General features: G+C 65.9%; 19 protein-coding genes. 10 read left to right on the forward strand and 9 right to left on the reverse strand.

The window, feature by feature from the left end:
• On the reverse strand, window positions 1-708 hold the full coding sequence (locus tag PIN01S_RS24785; protein WP_084339584.1) for an ABC transporter ATP-binding protein: 708 nt from the start codon (window positions 706-708) through the stop codon (window positions 1-3).
• An 87-nt stretch (window positions 709-795) separates the two neighbouring features.
• The gene (locus PIN01S_RS24790; protein ID WP_084339585.1) at window positions 796-1392 is read right to left on the reverse strand and encodes a DUF2796 domain-containing protein; all 597 of its coding nucleotides are present in this window, start codon (window positions 1390-1392) and stop codon (window positions 796-798) included.
• 133 nt (window positions 1393-1525) lie between these two features.
• Here PIN01S_RS24790 and PIN01S_RS24795 point away from each other — a divergent pair, with 133 nt between their 5' ends.
• On the forward strand, window positions 1526-1879 hold the full coding sequence (locus tag PIN01S_RS24795; protein ID WP_084339586.1) for a hypothetical protein: 354 nt from the start codon (window positions 1526-1528) through the stop codon (window positions 1877-1879).
• Window positions 1880-1931: 52 nt separating this feature from the next.
• Here the strand turns inward: PIN01S_RS24795 and trxA are convergent, their stop codons facing one another.
• From trxA to PIN01S_RS24810, 3 genes are all read right to left on the reverse strand, one after another.
• Window positions 1932-2804 (reverse strand): thioredoxin, encoded by an 873-nt coding sequence (gene trxA / locus PIN01S_RS24800; protein ID WP_084339587.1) that lies wholly within the window; start codon window positions 2802-2804, stop codon window positions 1932-1934.
• Window positions 2805-2910: 106 nt separating this feature from the next.
• Window positions 2911-3567 (reverse strand): class I SAM-dependent methyltransferase, encoded by a 657-nt coding sequence (locus PIN01S_RS24805; protein WP_084339588.1) that lies wholly within the window; start codon window positions 3565-3567, stop codon window positions 2911-2913.
• Window positions 3564-4028 carry a YbaY family lipoprotein gene (locus PIN01S_RS24810; RefSeq protein WP_084339589.1) on the reverse strand — a complete coding sequence of 155 codons (465 nt, stop codon included), beginning with the start codon at window positions 4026-4028 and terminating at the stop codon, window positions 3564-3566. Before PIN01S_RS24810 ends, PIN01S_RS24805 begins: the two co-directional genes overlap by 4 nt.
• Window positions 4029-4169: 141 nt before the next feature.
• Between PIN01S_RS24810 and nrdR the strand changes: the two genes are divergently transcribed.
• Together nrdR and ribD are read left to right on the forward strand one after the other, a co-directional pair.
• Entirely contained in the window at window positions 4170-4634 is a 465-nt protein-coding gene (gene nrdR / locus PIN01S_RS24815) for a transcriptional regulator NrdR (RefSeq protein ID WP_084339600.1), read from the forward strand.
• Window positions 4634-5746: a bifunctional diaminohydroxyphosphoribosylaminopyrimidine deaminase/5-amino-6-(5-phosphoribosylamino)uracil reductase RibD gene (gene ribD / locus PIN01S_RS24820; RefSeq protein ID WP_084339590.1), complete on the forward strand. Its 1113-nt coding sequence runs from the start codon at window positions 4634-4636 to the stop codon at window positions 5744-5746. The genes nrdR and ribD overlap by 1 nt, the downstream gene beginning before the upstream one ends.
• A gap of 6 nt (window positions 5747-5752) precedes the next feature.
• On the opposite strand, the gene PIN01S_RS24825 is transcribed toward ribD, so the two are convergent.
• On the reverse strand, window positions 5753-6385 hold the full coding sequence (locus PIN01S_RS24825; protein ID WP_084339591.1) for a TetR family transcriptional regulator: 633 nt from the start codon (window positions 6383-6385) through the stop codon (window positions 5753-5755).
• 162 nt (window positions 6386-6547) lie between these two features.
• Here PIN01S_RS24825 and PIN01S_RS24830 point away from each other — a divergent pair, with 162 nt between their 5' ends.
• The 3 genes from PIN01S_RS24830 to PIN01S_RS24840 all read left to right on the forward strand — a co-directional run bounded on the left by PIN01S_RS24830 (window position 6548) and on the right by PIN01S_RS24840 (window position 12128).
• Window positions 6548-7708, forward strand: coding sequence for an efflux RND transporter periplasmic adaptor subunit (locus tag PIN01S_RS24830; protein WP_084339592.1), 1161 nt, complete (start codon window positions 6548-6550; stop codon window positions 7706-7708).
• An 11-nt stretch (window positions 7709-7719) separates the two neighbouring features.
• The gene (locus PIN01S_RS24835; protein WP_084339593.1) at window positions 7720-10860 is read left to right on the forward strand and encodes an efflux RND transporter permease subunit; all 3141 of its coding nucleotides are present in this window, start codon (window positions 7720-7722) and stop codon (window positions 10858-10860) included.
• Window positions 10861-10952: 92 nt separating this feature from the next.
• A complete protein-coding gene (locus tag PIN01S_RS24840; protein ID WP_084339594.1) occupies window positions 10953-12128 on the forward strand; it encodes a multidrug effflux MFS transporter in 1176 nt (391 codons plus the stop codon).
• Between the two features lie 594 nt (window positions 12129-12722).
• Here the strand turns inward: PIN01S_RS24840 and PIN01S_RS26850 are convergent.
• The gene (locus tag PIN01S_RS26850; RefSeq protein WP_169715882.1) at window positions 12723-12899 is read right to left on the reverse strand and encodes a hypothetical protein; all 177 of its coding nucleotides are present in this window, start codon (window positions 12897-12899) and stop codon (window positions 12723-12725) included.
• A gap of 197 nt (window positions 12900-13096) precedes the next feature.
• On the opposite strand from PIN01S_RS26850, the gene PIN01S_RS24845 reads away from it, so the two are divergent.
• Window positions 13097-15007 (forward strand): propionyl-CoA synthetase, encoded by a 1911-nt coding sequence (locus tag PIN01S_RS24845; protein ID WP_084339595.1) that lies wholly within the window; start codon window positions 13097-13099, stop codon window positions 15005-15007.
• A gap of 188 nt (window positions 15008-15195) precedes the next feature.
• On the opposite strand, the gene PIN01S_RS26855 is transcribed toward PIN01S_RS24845, so the two are convergent.
• Entirely contained in the window at window positions 15196-15372 is a 177-nt protein-coding gene (locus PIN01S_RS26855; protein ID WP_169715883.1) for a hypothetical protein, read from the reverse strand.
• A gap of 231 nt (window positions 15373-15603) precedes the next feature.
• Between PIN01S_RS26855 and PIN01S_RS24850 the strand changes: the two genes are divergently transcribed.
• Both PIN01S_RS24850 and PIN01S_RS24855 read left to right on the forward strand, forming a co-directional pair.
• Window positions 15604-15870: a PepSY domain-containing protein gene (locus PIN01S_RS24850; protein WP_084339596.1), complete on the forward strand. Its 267-nt coding sequence runs from the start codon at window positions 15604-15606 to the stop codon at window positions 15868-15870.
• Between the two features lie 4 nt (window positions 15871-15874).
• Entirely contained in the window at window positions 15875-16405 is a 531-nt protein-coding gene (locus PIN01S_RS24855; protein WP_084339597.1) for a cytochrome b/b6 domain-containing protein, read from the forward strand.
• 21 nt (window positions 16406-16426) lie between these two features.
• On the opposite strand, the gene PIN01S_RS24860 is transcribed toward PIN01S_RS24855, so the two are convergent.
• Window positions 16427-17374 carry an adenosine deaminase gene (locus tag PIN01S_RS24860; protein WP_084339598.1) on the reverse strand — a complete coding sequence of 316 codons (948 nt, stop codon included), beginning with the start codon at window positions 17372-17374 and terminating at the stop codon, window positions 16427-16429.
• Between the two features lie 207 nt (window positions 17375-17581).
• Between PIN01S_RS24860 and PIN01S_RS24865 the strand changes: the two genes are divergently transcribed.
• Window positions 17582-18667, forward strand: coding sequence for a calcium:cation antiporter (locus PIN01S_RS24865; RefSeq protein WP_084339599.1), 1086 nt, complete (start codon window positions 17582-17584; stop codon window positions 18665-18667).
• Window positions 18668-18723: the final 56 nt, after the last annotated feature.

An 18723-nucleotide genomic window follows, 5' to 3' on the forward strand; every position in this document is an offset into this window, starting at 1 on the left:
TCAGGCCTCGACGGGACGGCTGGCGCGGTTGAGTTCGGCCAGGGACAGGCTGCGATCGAAGAGCGGGGCGAGGCTCTGGTCGTGGCTGACGAACAGCAGGCTGGCGCCGGCCTCGCGGCATTCGGCGAAGAGCAGACGCAGGAATGCCTCGCGGGCATCGGCGTCCAGGGCCGAGGTGGGCTCGTCGGCGATCACCAGTTCCGGCTGGCCGATCAGGGCGCGGGCGGCGGCGACGCGTTGTTGCTGGCCGATGGACAGCGAGTCGGCGCGGCGCGTCAGCAGTTCTTCCTTCAACCCCAGGTGGGCGAGCAGGCTGGCGGCAGCCTTGTCCACACTGCCGTGACGCTGTCGGGCACGCTGCGCCCGCAGGCGGGAAAAGTGGCAGGGCAGCTCGACGTTTTCGCGCACCGAGAGGAACGGCAGCAGGTTGAACTGCTGGAAGATGTAGCCGGTGTGGTCGACGCGGAAATGGTCGCGGGCACTGGCGGAGAGTGCGCCGAGATCGGTGCCGAGCAGACGGATGCTGCCGCGCCCGGGCTTCTGCACGCCGCCGAGCAGGCTGAGGAGGGTGGTCTTGCCGCTGCCGGATGGCCCTTTGAGAAACAGGGTCTCGCCGGCTTCCAGGCGGAACGCAGGGATATCCAGCAGTTCGTCCTGGCCGGGCCAGGCGAAGCCGAGTTCATGGAGTTCGATCAGGGGCGCGTTCATCGTTCTTCGGCTGTGGGGCGAGTCCGTTCGCCGGAAAACAGAATGACAAAGGGCGAGCCCATGCCCGCCCCCCGGAGTGTACTCGGGTCAGAAATTCAGGCGGGCGTTCTGCGCGTTGGCTTCGGCACCTTGCTGACCGTTGGGGCCGATCAGTTGTACCTGAATTTTCTGGGTGGCGGGGAATGTGCCGAACAGTCCGGACAGGTTCAAGCCCTCGAGAGCCTCGGGTGCGTTGCAGGTGAACCGGTAGTGGGCGTGAATCTCGCTGTGCTCTTCTTCGTGATCGTGCCCGGCTTCTTCTTCATGGTGTTCGTCGTCTTCGTCGCCGAATAGCGGGCTTTCCAGTTCCTGCTTGGCCAGCTCGCAACCGGCGGCGGCCGGGAGGCCGAACAGGGCCGCGGGTTTTTCCAGTTGGGCGCGGGTGGCGGCGACCTTGGCCTTGTCTTCCTCGCTGTGGGCTTCGTGTTCGAAGCCGACCAGGTTCATCGACGGGCTTTCCAGTTCGATCTCCAGGGAGTTGCCGTCGAGTACCGCGTTCAGTCGGGCGACGCCGTGTTCGTGGGCGCCCAGGCTGCCATGCTCTTCATGCGCATGGTCGTGATCGTGGTGATGGTCGTCTTCGTTGGCTTGGGCGATGGCCAGGGGCAGCAGGGCGAAGGGCAGGGCGAGCAGCAGGCGGCGCATGGTGTTCTCCAGAGGGGTACGGCTTGAAGTTGTTACGTTATAACAACTTTCGTTGCCGTCTGGCCAGCGGTCTGGTGCGCCGGTGGAGGGCATGGGAGCATGCTTCGCATTCTTGTGGGATGAGGAGCGGGAGATGCTGAGAATTCGCGGAACCATCGGCACATGGCCGGTGGACCTGACGGTGGAGCTGGACGATGAGGATTGGGCACGACTGGCCAGCGTTCAGGCTGTCGTACCGGAGGAGACCAAGCCCGCTCCGGTGCGCAGTCAGCCGGCCGATGCGCTCTGGCAGAGTGCCCAGGACCTGCTGCGCACCGCCGGCCAGATGGAAGGCCCCGATCTGCTGGTCCAATTGCAGGCACTGGCCGGCAGCGCCGACGCCGGCAAGCGCCTGCTGGTGCGCCTGCGCCACTGCCCGCAGGTGAAGCTGGAGAGCGGCGTCGATACACCGCTCTATCGCTGGCAGGAGCCAGAAGAGCAGCCATGAGCTTCAAGCGGCAAGCCACAAGAGGAGCCAGGCTTGCCGCTTGCCGCTGCCTTTAATAGATCGCCTGGTACAGCTTGCGGCGGTACAGGGTTACCAGGGGATGGTCGTTGCCCAGCAGGTCGAACACTTGCAGCAGGGTCGAGTGAGGGGCGCCGTTGTCGTAGCCGCGGTTGCGCACGAACAGCTTGAGCAGGGCGTCCAGGGCGGCTTCGTATTGCTGGCGGGCCAGTTGCTGGATCGCCAGTTGGTAAGCGGCCTCGTCGTCCTCGGCGTTCTGCGCCAGGCGCGATTTCAGCAGCGCCACTTCCGGCAGGTCGGCGGCGCGGCGCAGGAAGGTCAACTGGGCCTTGGCGCCGGCCAGTGCCTGCTTGTGCTCGTCGCCTTTCACGGCGTTCAGCACGCTCTCGGCTTCACCCAGTTCGCCGCGCTCGGCCAGGCAGCGGGCGTAGAGAATGAGCGCGGCGGCGTTCTCGTTGTCTTCGGTCAGCAGTTGCTTGAGCAGGCTCTCCGCCTCGCCGATGCGGCCTTCGGCGAAGGCGGCCTGGGCGCTCTCCAGCAGGTTGGCCTGAGGCGTGGCCGGTTCCGCCACGTGCGGCTCGAGCATGGCGCGGATCGCCGATTCCGGCTGGGCGCCGGCGAAACCGTCTACCGGCTGGCCGTTCTTGAACAGCACCACGGTCGGCAGGCTGCGGATGCCGAAGCGCATGACGATGTCCTGCTCGACATCGCAGTTGACCTTGGCCAGCAGCAGTTCGCCCTGGTAGCTCTCGGCGATCTGCGCCAGCAGCGGCATCAGCGCCTTGCATGGCGCGCACCATTCGGCCCAGAAGTCCACCAGCACCGGCTTGTGGAAGGAGTTTTCGATCACCAGCCGTTCGAAGCTGGCGGCACCGGACACGTCGAAGATGTAGGGGGTATCGCTCATGGGAAGGCTTTCGCATTGGAAAAGGGGATAGCTTCCAGCTTCGAGCGGCAAGCTTCAAGGAAAAGCGCAGGCTATCTCACACTGATCCCGCTTGCCGCTATTGCCGCTATTGCCGCTTGGCATGGTAGAGGCTGACGCTGCGGAATTCCGCCGGCTCCGCCAGGTCCGGCCAGGTGCAGGCGTCGAGCACGGCCAGGCGCCGGTATAGCGGGTGCTGGAAATCGCGTACCCGCGAGTCGGCCACCAGCGCTTCGCGGCCCCGGCTGAGGAACTGGTCGAGCAGCGGCAGGTTGGCGCGGTCATAGAGCACGTCGGCCACCAGGATCAGGTCGAAGCGGTCGGCCTCGGCAAAGAAGTCCTCCGAATACTGCAAGGCGACATCGTTCAGCGCGGCGTTGGCCCGGCAGGAGTCCAGTGCCAGCGGATCGAGGTCGCAGGCCACCACCTCCAACGCGCCGGCCTTGGCCGCCGCGATGGCTGCCACACCGGAGCCGGCGCCGAAATCCAGCACACGCTTGCCGCGCACCCACTCCGGTCGTTCAGCCAGCCAGCGCGCCAGGGCCAGGCCGCTGGCCCAGCAGAAGCTCCAGTACGGCGGCTCTTCCAGAATGCGGCGGGTTTCTTCGGGGCTGAACGCGCGATCCATGTTTTCCGCGTCGATCAGCCAGAGACGGAGGTCGGTGCCGGGCAGGGACTCGGCCACCAGGCGGGCGTCGCCCAGCAGTTCGCTCAGCGCGTGTTGCAGGTTGTCGGGTGCAGTCATGGGGCGGGCACCAGCGAGAGGTCGCCGAGCACCTGGGTGGTGGGCGTGGGGATGGTACGGGGCGGCAGGCGCAGGATCAGGCGCCCGGAGTGACTGGCGCGACCACGCAGCTCGACGCGCGCGGCGCCGGGAAAGGCGTCGGGATTGAAGCGCAGGGCGAACGTCAGCGGCGTGCCATCGGCCCGTCGGCTCAGGCTGGCCAGCAGCTTGCGCGGGCGGCCTCGCTCATCCACCTGCAGCAGGGCCAGCTCCACCTCGGCACCGCTGGGAGCGCCGAGCACTCGTCCGCTGATCTCGCGCAAATGCGGCGGCAGCGGTGTCGGGGCATCGACGGGCGGCGCGGGGCTAACGCTGGGAGCCGCCGTGGGCGGCGTAGCGGGCGTCACCGGCGTCGAGTCGGGCTCGCTGGCACAGGCGCTGAGCAGGAGGGTAAGGGCCAGTAGGCGCAGGCGTATCGGCATGGGAGGCATCCATCGCAACCACGACAGTATGGCAGGGCCGCAGCCCTGCGAACGGGGCGCCTGTATAGCGCAAAAGCCTCGGCTTGTCTTGCCGGCGGGATGCGCTACCATGGGCCTCCTTTCATCCGTACTGCCTTCATTATGCACTGTCCTTTCTGCGGTGCCCACGACACCAAGGTCATCGATTCCCGCCTGGTCGCCGAGGGCGAGCACGTACGCCGTCGCCGCGAATGCCTGGCCTGCGGCGAGCGCTTCACCACCTTCGAAACCGCCGAGCTGGTCATGCCCCGGCTGATCAAGCAGGACGGCAGCCGCCAGCCGTTCGACGAGGAAAAACTCCGCGCCGGCATGCAGCGGGCGCTGGAAAAGCGACCGGTCAGCGTCGAGCGCCTGGAAGAGGCTATCGCCCATATCAAGCACAAGCTGCGCGCCACCGGCGAGCGCGAGGTCAAATCGCGAGTGCTGGGCGAACTGGTGATGGCCGAGTTGCAGAAGCTCGACGAAGTGGCTTACATCCGTTTCGCCTCGGTCTACCGGCGCTTCCAGGATCTCAACGAATTCCGCGAGGAAATCGAGCGCCTGGCCCGCGAGCCGTCGAAAGACTGATGCCGGCGCTTCCCGATCAGGCCTACATGGCCCGAGCCCTGGAGCTGGCGCGCAAAGGGCTCTACTCCACCCACCCCAATCCCCGTGTCGGCTGCGTGATCGTGCGCGATGGCCGGATTGTCGGCGAGGGCTGGCATGCCCGGGCCGGCGAGCCCCATGCCGAAGTGCATGCCCTGCGTCAGGCCGGCGACAAGGCGAAGGGCGCGACCGCCTACGTGACGCTGGAGCCTTGCAGCCACCACGGACGTACCCCGCCCTGTGCGGATGCGTTGGTGAACGCGGGGGTTGCCCGCGTGGTGGCGGCCATGCAGGACCCCAACCCGCAGGTGTCCGGCCGCGGCTTGCAGCGCCTGGCCGACGCCGGCATCGCTGTGCAGAGCGGCATGCTGGAAGCGGAAGCGCGGGCACTGAACGCCGGCTTCATCAAGCGCATGGAGAAGGGCTTGCCCTTCGTGCGGGTCAAGCTGGCCATGAGCCTGGACGGCCGCACGGCGATGGCCAGCGGCGAAAGTCAGTGGATCACCGGCCCGGCGGCGCGTGCCGCGGTGCAGCGCTTGCGGGCCCGGGCCAGCGTGGTGCTGACCGGGGCGGACACGGTGCTCGCCGATCAGGCGCGGCTGACGGTGCGCCCCGACGAGCTGGGCCTCAATGCCGAGCTGACCGCCCTGGCGCTGATGCGTCCGCCGTTGCGCGTGCTGGTCGATGGCCGCCTGCGGGTGCCGCTGAGCGCACCGTTCTTCCAGGCCGGACCGGCGTTGGTGGCGACCTGCGCGGCGGCATCGGCACGTGATCGTTTTCTCGAGGATGGCCACGAGCTGCTCGCTGTGCCGGGCAGCAACGGCCACGTGGACCTGAACCGGCTGCTGGTCGAACTGGCCGCGCGCGGTGCCAACGAGGTACTGGTCGAAGCGGGGCCGCGACTGGCCGGGGCCTTCGCCCGACTCGGGCTGGTCGACGAGTATCAACTCTTCGTTGCGCCGAAATTCCTCGGTTCCAGCGCACGCCCGCTGCTCGACCTGCCGCTGGTGCGGATGGCCGAAGCGAAGGAATTGAAGATCACCGATATCCGCGCGGTCGGTGACGATTGGCGGATCACCGCCGTACCACTCTGACGGTCTTCAGTGTGGTCTGGCCGTGGCATCCCAGTCGCGCACCAGGCCACGGAACAGGGCGTCGATCAGCGCGGCGGTTTCCTGCAACGGATCGAACAGCAGCGGGTCGCGCGTCCAGTCGGTGAACAGGCCGACGATGCCGGCGTGCAGGGTGCGTGCGGCCAGGCGCGGTGTCAGTCCCGGGTGAAGGCGTTCGGCGGAGCGCTCGAACAATTGCTCGCACAATGAAATGAACTGATTGACGAAGGCATTGTGGCGCTCTTCGGCGTCGCGCAGCTCGTCGGTGAATTCGCAGCGGTGCAGCAGGATGGTGAAGATGCGCCGCTTCTGCTCGTCCCGCGCCAGGTTTTCCACCGCCTCCACGCACAGGTCGCGCAATGCCAGCAGCGGGTTCTGGCCGTCGCAGCCGCACAGGCGTTCGGCGAGTTGCTCCGGCGGCAGGCGTACCTGGTTGAGCATTTCGTGGAACAGATGGGCCTTGTTCTGGAAGTGCCAATACACCGCGCCTCGGGTCACGCCCGCTTCCCGCGCCACCTGTTCGAGGGTCGTGTGGGCCACGCCATTCTTCAGGAACAGCACTTCGGCCGCCGCCAGGATGGCGACGCGGGTCTGTTCGGCTTGTTCCTTGGTTCTACGCATACGAAGCGGCGATTCACGGCTAGGCTCTGTCGAGGGAACAGAGTGTAACGATTTTGCCGCCAATGGTCTGTTTACAAACATGAATGTATGTAACAGCATCGGCACCTTTCCTGCGAATCGCATTCCAATTTCACTCGCTTCCGTCGTGCCTTGGAGCCCGTTATGCCTTCAGTCTGTCGCCTATCCCTCGTTCCGCTGTGCGCGCTCAGCGCTCTTCTGACGGCAACCTCCGCCCAAGCTGCCGATGCCCAGCCGGCACCTCCGCCGCCGGAGGTGGTGGTCGAAACGGCCAAATCCGAAGCCATGCCGCTGGTGCTGGAGTATTCCGGTCGCACTGCCGGCTACCGCGAAGTGGAAGTGCGTGCCCAGGTCAGCGGCATCCTGCAGGAGCGTACCTACCAGGAAGGCAGCCGGGTGCAGAAGGGGCAGGTGCTGTTTCGCATCGATCCGCGTACTTATGAGGCGGCGCTGGCCCGCGCCAAGGGTGCGCTGGCCCAGGAGCAGGCGCGCTACCGGCAGACCGAACGCGATCTCAAGCGCATCCGCGAGCTGCAGAAGAAAGGCTTCGCCAGCGAAAGCGAGCTGGATAACGCGGTGTCCAACTTCGAGCAGAGCAAGGCCAACGTCGAAGCCGCCGAAGCCGAGGTGAAGGCGCGGCAGATCGACCTCGACTACACCACCGTGGAAGCACCGATCTCCGGTATCACCAGCCGCGAGACCCGCTCCGAAGGCAGCCTGGTGGTGGCCAGCGATCCAAACTCCAGCCTACTCACCCAACTGACCCAGCTCGACCCCATTTACGTCAACTTCGCCTACCCGGACTCCGAAGCCGAGCGTCTGCGCCAGGAAATGCAGACCGGCAAGCTGACCCTGCCGGAGAGTGGAAAACTGAACGTCGAGGTGAAGTTCGGCGATGGCTCCAGCTACCCCATGGAAGGCCAGGTCGACTTCACCGACAGTCTGATCGATCGCGGCACCGGTACCGTCAGTGCCCGTGCGGTGGTGCCCAATCCGGCGCAGAAGCTGCTGCCCGGCCAGTTCGTGCGCGTGCTGGTCAAGGGCCTGACCCGTCCGGATACCGTGACCGTGCCCGAGCGCGCCGTTTCCCAGGGCCCGCGCGGCACCTTCGTCTACGTGGTGGACGAGCAGGGCGTGGCGCGCGTGCGCCAAGTGAGCACCGGGCGCACCGCCAATGGCCGCTGGGTGATCGAGTCCGGGGTCGATGCCGGTGACCGGGTGATCGTCGAGGGGCTGCCCAAGGTCCGCCCGGATACGCCGGTGAAGATCGCCGAAACCCCCGCCGCCCAGCCCAAGCAGTCCTGAGGAGCGTTCCCGTGATCTCACGCTTCTTCATCGACCGCCCGGTATTCGCCGCGGTCATTTCCATCGTCATCGTGCTCGCCGGCCTCGCCGCCATGCGCGCGCTGCCTATCGCTCAATACCCGCAGATCCTGCCGCCGCAGGTCTCGGTGACCGCCAACTACCCGGGCGCCAGCTCGCAGGTGATCGCGGAAACCGTCGCCGCGCCGCTGGAGCAGCAGATCAACGGTGTGGAGGGGATGATCTACCAACTGTCCAACTCCTCCAGCAGCGGGCAGATGTCGCTCACGGTCTATTTCCAGGTCGGCACCGACCCGGACCAGGCCACCATCGACGTCAACAACCGGGTCCAGGCGGCCCTGGCCAAGCTGCCGGAGGAAGTGCGCCGGCAGGGCGTCAAGGTGCAAAAGAAGTCCTCGGACATCCTGCAGGTGGTGACGCTCTATTCGCCGGACAACTCGCGCGATCCCGTCTACATCAGCAACTACGCGCTGATTAACGTGATCGATGAGTTGAAGCGCCTGGACGGCGTCGGCGACGCCAGCCAGTTCGGCTCCAAGGACTACTCCATGCGCATCTGGCTGCGCCCGGACAAGCTGGCGCAGTACGACCTGACGCCCACCGACGTGGTCAACGCGATCCGCGAGCAGAACTCCCAGTTCGCCGCCGGCAGCTTCGGCCAGCAGCCGATGAAGGAGGAACAGGATTTCACCTACACGGTGACCACCCAGGGCCGTTTCACCGACCCGAAGGAATTCGGCAGCGTCATCCTGCGTACCGACGAGACTGGTGCCAGCCTGCTGCTTAGGGATGTCGCGCGGATCGAGCTGGGCGCCCAGGACTACTCCCTGGTGACCACCCTCAACGGCCAGCAGAACGCGGCGTTCGGTATCTACCTGCAACCGGGCGCCAACGCCCTGGACACCGCCGAGGCCGTGCGCAACACCATGGAGCGGCTGTCCAAGCGCTTCCCCGACGGCATCGCCTACAAGATTCCCTACGACACCACCAAATTCGTCAAGGTCTCCATCGAGGAGGTGGTGAAGACCTTCTTCGAGGCTCTGGTGCTGGTGGTGCTGGTGGTCTTCATCTTCCTGCAGAACTGGCGCGCCACGCTGATCCCGGTGCTGGCGATCCCGGTCTCGCTGATCGGCACCTTCGCCGGCATGTACATGCTCGGCTTCTCCATCAACCTGCTCACGCTGTTCGGCATGGTGCTGGCCATCGGCATCGTGGTGGATGACGCCATCGTGGTGATCGAGAACGTCGAGCGGGTGATGCGTACCCAGCGACTCAGTGCCCGCGAGGCGTCGATCAAGGCGATGGAAGAGGTCACCGGGCCCATCGTGGCCATCGTCCTGGTGCTCTGCGCGGTGTTCATCCCGGTGGGCTTCCTCGGTGGCCTGGCGGGGCAGATGTACAAACAGTTCGCCATCACCATTGCGGTGTCGGTGGTGATCTCCGGCATCGTCGCCCTGACCCTGTCGCCGGCGCTCTGCGCGCTGCTGCTGAAGATGGAGCACAAGGAACCGGCGGCGCCGTTCCGTTGGTTCAACCGTGCCTTCGACCGGTTCACCGCGGGCTATGCCGCCGGCGTACTGTTCTTCCTCAAGCGCTCGGTGATCGGCCTGCTGCTGTTCGGCGGGATGATCGCGATCATGGTGCTGCTGTTCAACCGCGTGCCCGGCTCGCTGGTGCCGGACGAAGACCAGGGTTACGTGATCAACGCCTATTTCCTGCCGCCGGCGGCCTCGCTGACCCGCACCGACGCGCTGACCAGCGATGTCACCCGGCAGATGATGAAGCACCCGGCGGTGCAGGACGTGGTCACCTTCGCCGGCTTCGACGTGCTCACCTTCGGCCAGCGCAGCAACGCCGGGGTGTCCTTCGTGCCGCTCAAGGACTGGAGCGAGCGCAAGACGGCAGAGCTGGACGCACGCAACCTCACCCGTGAATTCATGGGCATGGGTGCGGCGCAGAAGGATGGCGTGGTGCTGTCCTTCAACCCGCCGCCGATCACCGGCATGAGCACCACCGGCGGCTTCGAGGCGTACATCCAGGACCGCAGCGGCGGTACCACCGAAGCCCTCGGCGAGAAGGTCCAGGCGTTCCTCGCGGCGGCGGCCAAGCGGCCGGAACTGGCTGGAGTGAACACCACCTTCAGCGCCAACGTGCCGCAGTACTACATCGACCTCGACCGCACCAAGGCCCGCGCCCTGGGCGTGCCGATCAACGATGTGTTCACCGCGATGCAGGCCACCTTCGGTAGCTACTACGTCAACGATTTCACTCTCTATGGGCGGACCTGGCAGGTCAGCCTGCAGTCGGAGTCGGAGTTCCGCCGCAAGCCGGAGGACCTGTCGCAGGTCTATGTGCGCTCCGCCTCCGGCGAGCTGGTGCCGCTCTCCACCCTGGTGAAGGTGCGGCGCATCCTCGGCCCGGACAGCTACGCGCGCTTCAACGTCTACCCGGCGGCGAAGATCCTCGGCGGCCCGGCGCCCGGCTATAGCTCCGGCCAGGCCCTGGCGGCGATGCAGGAGATCGCCGACGAAGTGCTCGGCGAGAACTACAGCATTGGCTGGATCGGTTCGGCCTACCAGGAACTGGCTAGCCAGGGCTCGGGCAGCACCGCGTTCATCTTCGGCCTGATCATGGTGTTCCTGATCCTCGCCGCCCAGTACGAGCGTTGGACCTTGCCGTTGGCGGTGGTCACCGCGGTGCCCTTCGCGGTGTTTGGCGCGATCCTCGCGGTGTGGCTGCGCGGCATCCAGAACGACGTGTACTTCCAGGTCGGCTTGGTGACCCTGATCGGCCTGGGAGCGAAGAACGCCATTCTGATCGTCGAGTTCGCCGTGCTCTGCCGCGAGCAGGGTATGGGCATCTTCGAGTCGGCGCTGGAGGCGGCCAAGCTGCGCTTCCGTCCGATCGTGATGACCTCGCTGGCCTTCATCCTCGGCTGCGTGCCGCTGGCGATCAGCACCGGCGCCGGTTCGGCCAGCCGGCATTCCATTGGTACCGGGGTGATCGGCGGGATGCTCGCCGCCACCTTGCTGGCGACTTTCGTCATCCCGATGTTCTACCTGCTGGTGGAGGCCGGGGCCGAGCGCCTGGGCCGGAACCGCAGGAAGCAGGCGGTGCCCGCCCAGGCCGAGTGACCTGTCCGCCGGGAAACGCCGCCGTCCGTGAGGACGGCGGCGTTTCGTCATTTCAGAGAGGCTGAACAAATGAACCCAAGAACGAACCTGCGATGAACCTGCGAATCCTGTTGATCCTCGGCGCTCTCAGTGCCTTCGGCCCCCTGGCCATCGACTTCTACCTGCCCAGCTTCCCGACCCTGGCGCGTGCGTTCGCCACCGACGTCGAACACGTGCAGCTCTCCTTGGCCGCCTACTTCGCCGGCCTCGCCATCGGTCAACTGGCCTACGGGCCCATGGCCGACCGCTATGGCCGGCGTCGGCCGCTGTTGTTCGGCGTGGTGCTGTTCACCCTGGCCTCGCTGGGCTGCGCCCTGGCGCCGAACCTGGAATGGCTGATCGCCGCGCGCTTCGTCCAGGCCCTGGGCGGCTGCGCCGGCATGGTGATTTCCCGTGCCGTAGTGCGCGACCTCTGCGACCCGCTGGCCTCGGCCAAGGTGTTCTCGCAGCTCATGCTGGTCATGGGACTGGCGCCGATCCTCGCGCCGCTCGCCGGCGGGGTATTGCTGGATGTCTTCGGCTGGCAGTCGATCTTCTTCTGCCTGGCGCTGTTCAGCGCCCTGGTTGGCGCCGGCCTCGCCGCCTGGCTGCCGGAAACGCTGTCCGACACCCAGCCGCGAGCGCCGTTGCGCGGCAGCCTGGGGCGCTACGCCGCGCTGCTGCGCGACCGGGAATTCATCGCCTGCGGCTTGGCCGGTGGGGTGGCCATGGCGGGCATGTTCGCCTACATCGCCGGGTCGCCGTTCGTCTTCATCGAACTCTACGGCGTGCCGGCGGAGCACTACGGCTGGCTGTTCGGCAGCAACGCGGCGGGGTTCATCCTGGCCGCGCAGGTCAACGCCCGGTTGCTGCGCTATCGCGGCCCGGGTTTCTGGCTGCGCCGTATCGTGTGGGTGTTTTTCCTCAGCGGCGTGGTACTGCTCGGTCTGGCCCTGGCGCGGCCGGCGCAGCTCTGGCCGCTGCTGATCCCGCTGTTCATCGCCATCGCCAGCCTCGGCTGCATCCTCCCCAACGCCTCGGCCTGCGCCATGGCCCACCAGGGCGCCCAGGCCGGCAGCGCCTCGGCCCTGATGGGCAGTCTGCAATTCTGCGTGGCGGCGGGTGCCTCCAGTTTGGTCGGCGTGCTGCACGACGGTAGCGCGGTGCCCATGGCGGCAGTGATCACCCTCTGCGGTGGGCTGGCGACGCTGCTGGCATGGTACAGCGGACAGGTGAGCCGGACGGCCTGAGTTTGGAGGGTAGGGTGCATTGCCACGCACCCAGCCCGCCGTAGGGGCGAATTTATTCGCCCGGCGACGGTGGTGAATGAATTGGCTATGTCTGCGTTAGCTGTTGTGGCTTTGGGTGGAACCCTCTAGTACAACCCTCTCCCCCGGCCCCTCTCCCGTAAACGGGAGAGGGGGGATTCGTACCGCTCGGCGTAACGAAGTGAGCCGACGCTTTGTGATTGCCAGAAAGCTTGCAGAAGAGGTTGGGCCAACTCCGACGCCCCGTCAGGAGGCCGAGTGGAATCGTCGTGGAAGGGGTTGAGCGGCATGGATGCCGCGAGAGCCTTGATGGGCCAGGGATGGCCCTTCAAGGCGTGCCCCTGGAACGACGATGGAGGGAGGGAAGTCTCGCGAAGCATGACGGGGACGCGCCTAGTTCCGGATGCCGGGGCAAGCCCTCTTGGTTACCTTCTGGGGCGACTGCCAGAAGTAACTCGCCGGGGGGCGAAACAAGAAGTGTCTGCTGAACTCGGTAATCGGTTGGGCTCAGGACCTTCCAGCAACACTTAGCCCGGACAGGGCGAATAAATTCGCCCCTACAGTCGAGTCGTGGACTCAGGCGACGTGTTGGTCCCGTCTGGGCAGCGGATGCGGGGCGCGCAGGCGGGCTTCGAGGGTGCGGACGAAGTCGCGGGCTTCGGTTTCGCTGCGGAAGGTGACGCTATTCCGGTCCAGGCTTACTTGCCAGGTTTCGCCTTGGGCGGTCTTCAAGGAACGTACTTGAATCTCCATGGAGTAATCCTCCAGAGCGCGAAAAGGGGGAATACGAGTCTAGCCTCGTCTCCCGTTGCCGTTCCGCTCGGGAACTTCTGGCCCGACCAATGGTCGCCCCGTTTCGGTGCGCCGCTACGACCAAAGGGGCATGGCCGACCGGCCAGACTCGCCCATACTGGTTCCATCCTCCATAACAATAATGAGAAGGCAGGACCATGAACTACCCGCACAGCCACGCGCGTTCGCTCCGCGAGCCCGCCGCATTCTGGGCCGAGCAGGCCGCCAGCGTCGCCTGGTATCGGACGCCCACCCAGGCCCTCGTCGAGCGTCCGGACGGCACGCACCAGTGGTTCCCCGACGGTGAGCTGAACAGTTGCTACCTGGCCTTGGATCACCAGATCGAGCAGGGCCGCGGTGAGCAGGATGCGCTGATCTACGACTCCCCGGTGACCGGCCGCAAGGCCCGCTACAGCTTCCGTCAGTTGCGCGACGAGGTGGCGCGGCTGGCCGGTGCGTTGCGCGACTTGGGGGTGGGGAAGGGCGACGGGGTGATCATCTACATGCCCATGGTGCCCGAGGCGGCCATGGCCATGCTCGCCTGCGCGCGGATCGGTGCAGTACATTCGGTGGTGTTCGGCGGTTTCGCGCCTCATGAACTGGCCGTGCGTATCGACGACGCCCGGCCCAAGCTGCTGCTCACCGCTTCCTGCGGGCTGGAGTTCGAGCGGGTGATCGAATACAAGCCGCTGGTGGACAAGGCCCTGGAGCAGGCCGGCCACCAGCCGGAGCATGTGTTGGTGCTGCAACGGCCGCAGGCCAGGGCGGCAATGCGCGAAGGCCGCGATCTCGACTGGCAGGCCACCGTCGCCGATGCCAGCCCGGCGGACCCGGTGCCGGTGGCCAGCGGCGATCCGCTCTACATCATGTACACCTCGGGCACTACCGGGAAGCCCAAGGGCATCGTCCGCGAGAACGGCGGCCATGCCGTCGCCCTGCTGTTCGCCATGCGCCACGTCTACGGCATGCAGCCGGGCGAGATCTGGTGGGGCATCTCCGACGTGGGCTGGGTGGTGGGACACTCGCTGATCGTCTACGGGCCACTGATGAACGGCTGCACCACAGTGTTCTACGAGGGCAAACCGATCCGCACGCCGGACGCCGGCGCCTATTGGCGGGTGGTGGAGGAGTATGGGGTCAACGCACTGTTCTGCGCCCCCACCGCCATGCGCGCGATTCGCAAGGAAGACCCGCAGGGCGAGTTGCTGCGTCGCTACGACCAGCGTTCGCTGAAACAATTGTTCCTCGCCGGCGAGAAGCTCGATTCCAGCACCCACCAATGGCTCGAAGCGCTCACCGGCAAGCCGGTGCACGACCACTGGTGGCAGACCGAGACCGGCTGGCCGGTGACCGCGCCCTGCACCGGCATGGAAGATTTCGCCGCGCGGGCGGGGTCGAGCAACCGTGCGGTGCCCGGCTACGACGTGCAGGTGCTGGACGACGAGGGCAAGCCGCTCGGGCCGAACCAGCAGGGTGCCATCGTCATCGCCCTGCCGCTGCCGCCCGGTTGCGCCCAGACCCTATGGAACAACCACGAGCGTTACCTGGACGCCTACCTGCGTACCTACCCCGGTTACTACCACACCGGCGACGGCGGCTATCTGGACGACGAGGGTTTCGTCTACATCATGGGGCGCACCGACGACGTGATTAATGTGTCCGGCCACCGGCTCTCCACCGGCGAGATGGAGGACTTGGTGGCCCGGCATCCGGCAGTGGCGGAGTGCGCCGTGATCGGCGTTCACGACGAGTTGAAAGGGCAGGTTCCGCTGGGGCTGGTGGTGCTCAAGGATGGCGCCGGCATCGCGGCCGATCGCCTGCAAAGCGAACTGGTGGCGACGGTCCGCGAGCAGATCGGCGCGCTGGCGTGCTTCCAGAAGGTGGCGGTGGTCAAGCGCCTGCCCAAGACCCGCTCCGGCAAAATCCTTCGCGCGGTGTTGCGCAAGATCGCCGACGGCGAGGCCTACAGCGTGCCGCCGACCATCGACGACCCGGCGATCCTCGATGAAATCGCCGAGGTGTTGCGTGCGTTCAAGGTTCCTGCCGGGATGAGTTCGGTTGCCCGCTGAGCCGCGCCGGGCGATAACCCGGTGGGAGCGAATTCATTCGCGAAGGGAGGTGGAGCGCATCGCGAATGAATTCGCTCCCACAAAAAAGCCTATGGGCGAATCATTTCGTCAACCGAACTATCTCCGGCAATGCCGTAGCCCCGGATAAGTCGTAGGGACGAATTCACGCGCCTACTGGGGGCGGTCGATCACCCCGCTTCGCGACGTGGCGAAGGCCAGGGATGCGGAGCCTGCAGGCGCGCCTCCAGGGTGGCGACGAAGCGCCGGGCTTCGGTTTCGCTGGAAAAGCGCACGCTATGCTGGTCGATACGGACCTGCCAGGGGCTGTTCGGTGCGGGTGAGAGCGGCTGGACGAGAATTTTCATGGCGGTTCTCCTGCATGCGGGGTCGCACAGGGCCGCCCCAGTGTAGGACCGCTTCGTGACCGGGAAATGATCCAGGTCAAGCCCGGGCGTCAAGGCGCTGATACGCATTCTCAGCGGGCTTGTGACGGATTCCCGAGTGCGGCAGGATGCATTGCCCGCCTGACACCGCTCAGACGGGCGCCATCGATCGGGCCGACCATGGCCATGACAACAAACGGAAGGATGACACCCATGCGCAAACTGCTGCTGCTCTCCCTCGCTCTGTCCAGCCCCCTGGCCTTCGCCGGCCCCGAATGCACCAAAGCCGATAAAGCCGAGTGGCAGGACCAGGCCAAGTTCCAGGAAGACCTCAAGGCGCAAGGCTACGAGATCAAGAAGTTCAAGGTCACCGGCGGCAACTGCTACGAGATCTACGGCTGGGACAAGGACAAGCGCAAGGTCGAGATCTACTTCGATCCGGTCAGCGGCAAGGCCGTGAAGGAAGAGATCGAGGACTGACCCCGTGAGCCGTGAAACCCTGCGCCTGTGGGACCCGCTGGTACGCCTGTGTCACTGGTCCTTCGCCGGTGCCTTCATCGCCAACTACTTCTTCACCGAAGAAGGCGACGACTGGCACAACTGGATCGGCTACTACGCCGTGGCCTGCCTGGTGGTGCGGCTGGTGTGGGGGTTCGTCGGTTCGCCGGCGGCGCGCTGGTCGGACTTCTGGCCGACCCCGGCGCGCCTTGTCGAACATGCCCGGGCGCTGCTCACCGGGCGCCCCTATCATCGCCTCGGACATTCGCCCATCGGCGGCCTGGTGATGATCCTAATGATGCTGCTGCTCCTCGGACTCGGCGTCACCGGCTTCCTGATGCAGGAAGTCGATTACTTCTGGGGCGAAGACCTGCCGCTGGAGATCCACGCCTTCTTCGCCAACACGCTGCTGGCGCTGGTCTGCGTACATCTGGCCGCCGCCCTCTACGAAAGCATCCGTCTGCGGGAAAACCTGCCGTTGTCGATGATCACCGGCAAGCGCCGCCGCCTGGATTGACGGCACGGCTGTACCACGACCTCAAACCAGGCGCGCATCCAGGCTGTTCTGTGCCAGCCGCCTGGCTTGGTCCTGGCTCATGCCCAGGCTCTCATGCAGGGCGGCGAAGTTCTCCGTGACATAGCCGCCGAAGTACGCCGGGTCGTCCGAGTTCACCGTCACCTTCACGCCCATTTCCAGCAGCTCGAGGATGTTGTGCCGGGACATATCCTCGAACACGCAGAGCTTTACGTTGGACAGCGGGCAGACGGTCAGCGGGATTTGCTCCTCGATCAGCCGGTCGAGCAGCCTGGGGTCTTCCGCCGCGCGCACGCCGTGGTCGATGCGGCTGACCTTGAGCAGGTCCAGGGCTTCCCAGATGTACGCCGGCGGACCTTCTTCGCCGGCATGGGCGACAGTGAGGAAGCCTTCCGCGCGGGCGCGGTCGAAGACGCGCTGGAACTTGCTCGGCGGATGGCCTTTCTCCGAGCTGTCCAGGCCGACGGCAATGAAGGCGTTACGGTAGACCAGCGCCTGGTCGAGGGTTTTCTGCGCTTCCTCCTCGCTGAGATGGCGAAGGAAGCTGAGGATCAGCCCGCTGCTGATGCCGAGGCGCTCGCGGCCGTCCTTGAGCGCCTGGCTGATACCGGTCAGCACCACCTCGAAGGGGATGCCCCGGTCGGTGTGGGTCTGCGGGTCGAAGAAGGGTTCGGTGTGGATGACGTTCTGCGCCTTGCACTTCTGCAGGTAGGCCCAGGTCAGGTCGTAGAAATCCTGCTCGGTACGCAGCACGTCCGCGCCCCGGTAGTAGAGGTCGAGGAATTCCTGCAGGTTGTTGAAGGCATAGGCGCTGCGCAGGCTGTCCACGTCCGGCCAGGGCAGGGCGATGCCATTGCGCTCAGCCAGGGCGAACAGCAGCTCGGGCTCCAGCGAGCCTTCCAGATGCAGGTGCAGTTCGGCCTTGGGCAGGGCGTTGAGCCAGTCGTACATGATCGCGTTCCCTGTTTTTTCGAAAAGAGCATAGCTTCAAGCGACAAGCCTTGAGCTGCAAGCGCCGGCTATGTGCCCGACGGAACTGCCCGGCGCTCCGGGCGGTCGGCTTCATAGAGCCGGAAAGAAGTCGAGGGGCAGTCCGGCGGGAGGCGTGAACGGCGCCATCGACGGGACGCGAACGACTGCGGAGGTGAAACGGCACCCATGCTGGCCCTACTGAAACAGGAGCGCTTCCTGCTGATCGCCCTCGCTGTGGCGCTGCTCGTCTATCCGCTCGAACACAGCCTGCTGGCGGCGGGGCGAATGGCCGCCCTGGTCACTGCCGGCGTGCTGGTACTGACCATCGTCCTGGCGTCCATGCGCGTCGCCCATCATGCGGAGAACCTTGCCGAGAAGGTCGGCGACCCCTACGGCAGCATGATCCTCACCCTCTCGGCGGTGCTGGTGGAAGTGGTGATCCTCGGCATCATGATCAGCCATGCGCCTTCGCCGACGCTGGTGCGCGACACCATCTACGCAGCGGTCATGCTCGATCTCAATGGCATCCTCGGCCTGGCCGCGCTGATCGGCGGCTTCAAGCACGGCGAGCAGCCATACAACAACGACTCCGGGCGCACCTACGTGGTGATGATCCTCACCGCCATGGGCATCTCCATGGTGGTTCCGGAGTTCATTCCGCGTCGGCACTGGGAGGCGTACTCGGTGTTCACCATCGGCGCCATGCTGATGCTCTACGGCGTGTTCCTGCGCATGCAGGTGGGGCCGCACAGTTACTTTTTCAGCTACAGCTACCCGGAGAAGAAGAAAAAGACCGTAACCGCACCGCGCCACGAGGGCAGTCGCGGCCAGTCCATCGCCCTGCTGGTGACGGGCATTGTGCTCATCGGCGCGCTGGCCGAGGTGATGTCCAAATCCCTAGATGCCGGCCTGGAAGGCGCCGCCGCCCCACCGGTGCTGGCGGCCATCCTGGTGGCGGCGATCTCCGCCAGCCCGGAAATCCTCACCGCCCTGCGCGCGGCCCTGGCCAACCGCATGCAGTCGGTGGTCAACATCGCCCTCGGCGCCTCGCTGTCCACCGTGATCCTCACCGTGCCGGTGATGGAAGGCCTGGCCCTCTATAGCGGCCAGCCGTTCCAGATGGCGATGAGCCCGGTGCAGACGGTGATGGTTTTCATCACCCTGGTCGTCGCGGCGATCAACCTCGGCGATGGCGAAACCAACGCCATCGAGGGGATGACTCACTTCGTGCTGTTCGCCACCTTCGTCATGCTGTCGTGCCTGGGGCTATAGAGGCTCCGCCGGGCGAATGATTCGCCCCTGCGACGTTGTCGTCGGGGCCGTCGATC

The sequence above is a fragment of the Pseudomonas indica NBRC 103045 genome (genome assembly GCF_002091635.1).
GTDB classification, from domain to species: domain Bacteria; phylum Pseudomonadota; class Gammaproteobacteria; order Pseudomonadales; family Pseudomonadaceae; genus Pseudomonas_M; species Pseudomonas_M indica.

Bases quoted from the DNA above. Each gene is read 5' to 3' on its own strand.
- PIN01S_RS24850 (WP_084339596.1), top strand. From the start codon at position 15,604: ATGCGCAAACTGCTGCTGCTCTCCCTCGCTCTGTCCAGCCCCCTGGCC.
- PIN01S_RS24785 (WP_084339584.1), bottom strand. From the start codon at position 708: ATGAACGCGCCCCTGATCGAACTCCATGAACTCGGCTTCGCCTGGCCC.
- PIN01S_RS24830 (WP_084339592.1), top strand. From the start codon at position 6,548: ATGCCTTCAGTCTGTCGCCTATCCCTCGTTCCGCTGTGCGCGCTCAGC.
- PIN01S_RS24805 (WP_084339588.1), bottom strand. From the start codon at position 3,567: ATGACTGCACCCGACAACCTGCAACACGCGCTGAGCGAACTGCTGGGC.
- trxA (WP_084339587.1), bottom strand. From the start codon at position 2,804: ATGAGCGATACCCCCTACATCTTCGACGTGTCCGGTGCCGCCAGCTTC.
- PIN01S_RS24845 (WP_084339595.1), top strand. From the start codon at position 13,097: ATGAACTACCCGCACAGCCACGCGCGTTCGCTCCGCGAGCCCGCCGCA.
- nrdR (WP_084339600.1), top strand. From the start codon at position 4,170: ATGCACTGTCCTTTCTGCGGTGCCCACGACACCAAGGTCATCGATTCC.
- PIN01S_RS24865 (WP_084339599.1), top strand. From the start codon at position 17,582: ATGCTGGCCCTACTGAAACAGGAGCGCTTCCTGCTGATCGCCCTCGCT.
- ribD (WP_084339590.1), top strand. From the start codon at position 4,634: ATGCCGGCGCTTCCCGATCAGGCCTACATGGCCCGAGCCCTGGAGCTG.
- PIN01S_RS24810 (WP_084339589.1), bottom strand. From the start codon at position 4,028: ATGCCGATACGCCTGCGCCTACTGGCCCTTACCCTCCTGCTCAGCGCC.
- PIN01S_RS26850 (WP_169715882.1), bottom strand. From the start codon at position 12,899: ATGGAGATTCAAGTACGTTCCTTGAAGACCGCCCAAGGCGAAACCTGG.
- PIN01S_RS24825 (WP_084339591.1), bottom strand. From the start codon at position 6,385: ATGCGTAGAACCAAGGAACAAGCCGAACAGACCCGCGTCGCCATCCTG.
- PIN01S_RS24795 (WP_084339586.1), top strand. From the start codon at position 1,526: ATGCTGAGAATTCGCGGAACCATCGGCACATGGCCGGTGGACCTGACG.
- PIN01S_RS24790 (WP_084339585.1), bottom strand. From the start codon at position 1,392: ATGCGCCGCCTGCTGCTCGCCCTGCCCTTCGCCCTGCTGCCCCTGGCC.
- PIN01S_RS26855 (WP_169715883.1), bottom strand. From the start codon at position 15,372: ATGAAAATTCTCGTCCAGCCGCTCTCACCCGCACCGAACAGCCCCTGG.
- PIN01S_RS24860 (WP_084339598.1), bottom strand. From the start codon at position 17,374: ATGTACGACTGGCTCAACGCCCTGCCCAAGGCCGAACTGCACCTGCAT.
- PIN01S_RS24840 (WP_084339594.1), top strand. From the start codon at position 10,953: ATGAACCTGCGAATCCTGTTGATCCTCGGCGCTCTCAGTGCCTTCGGC.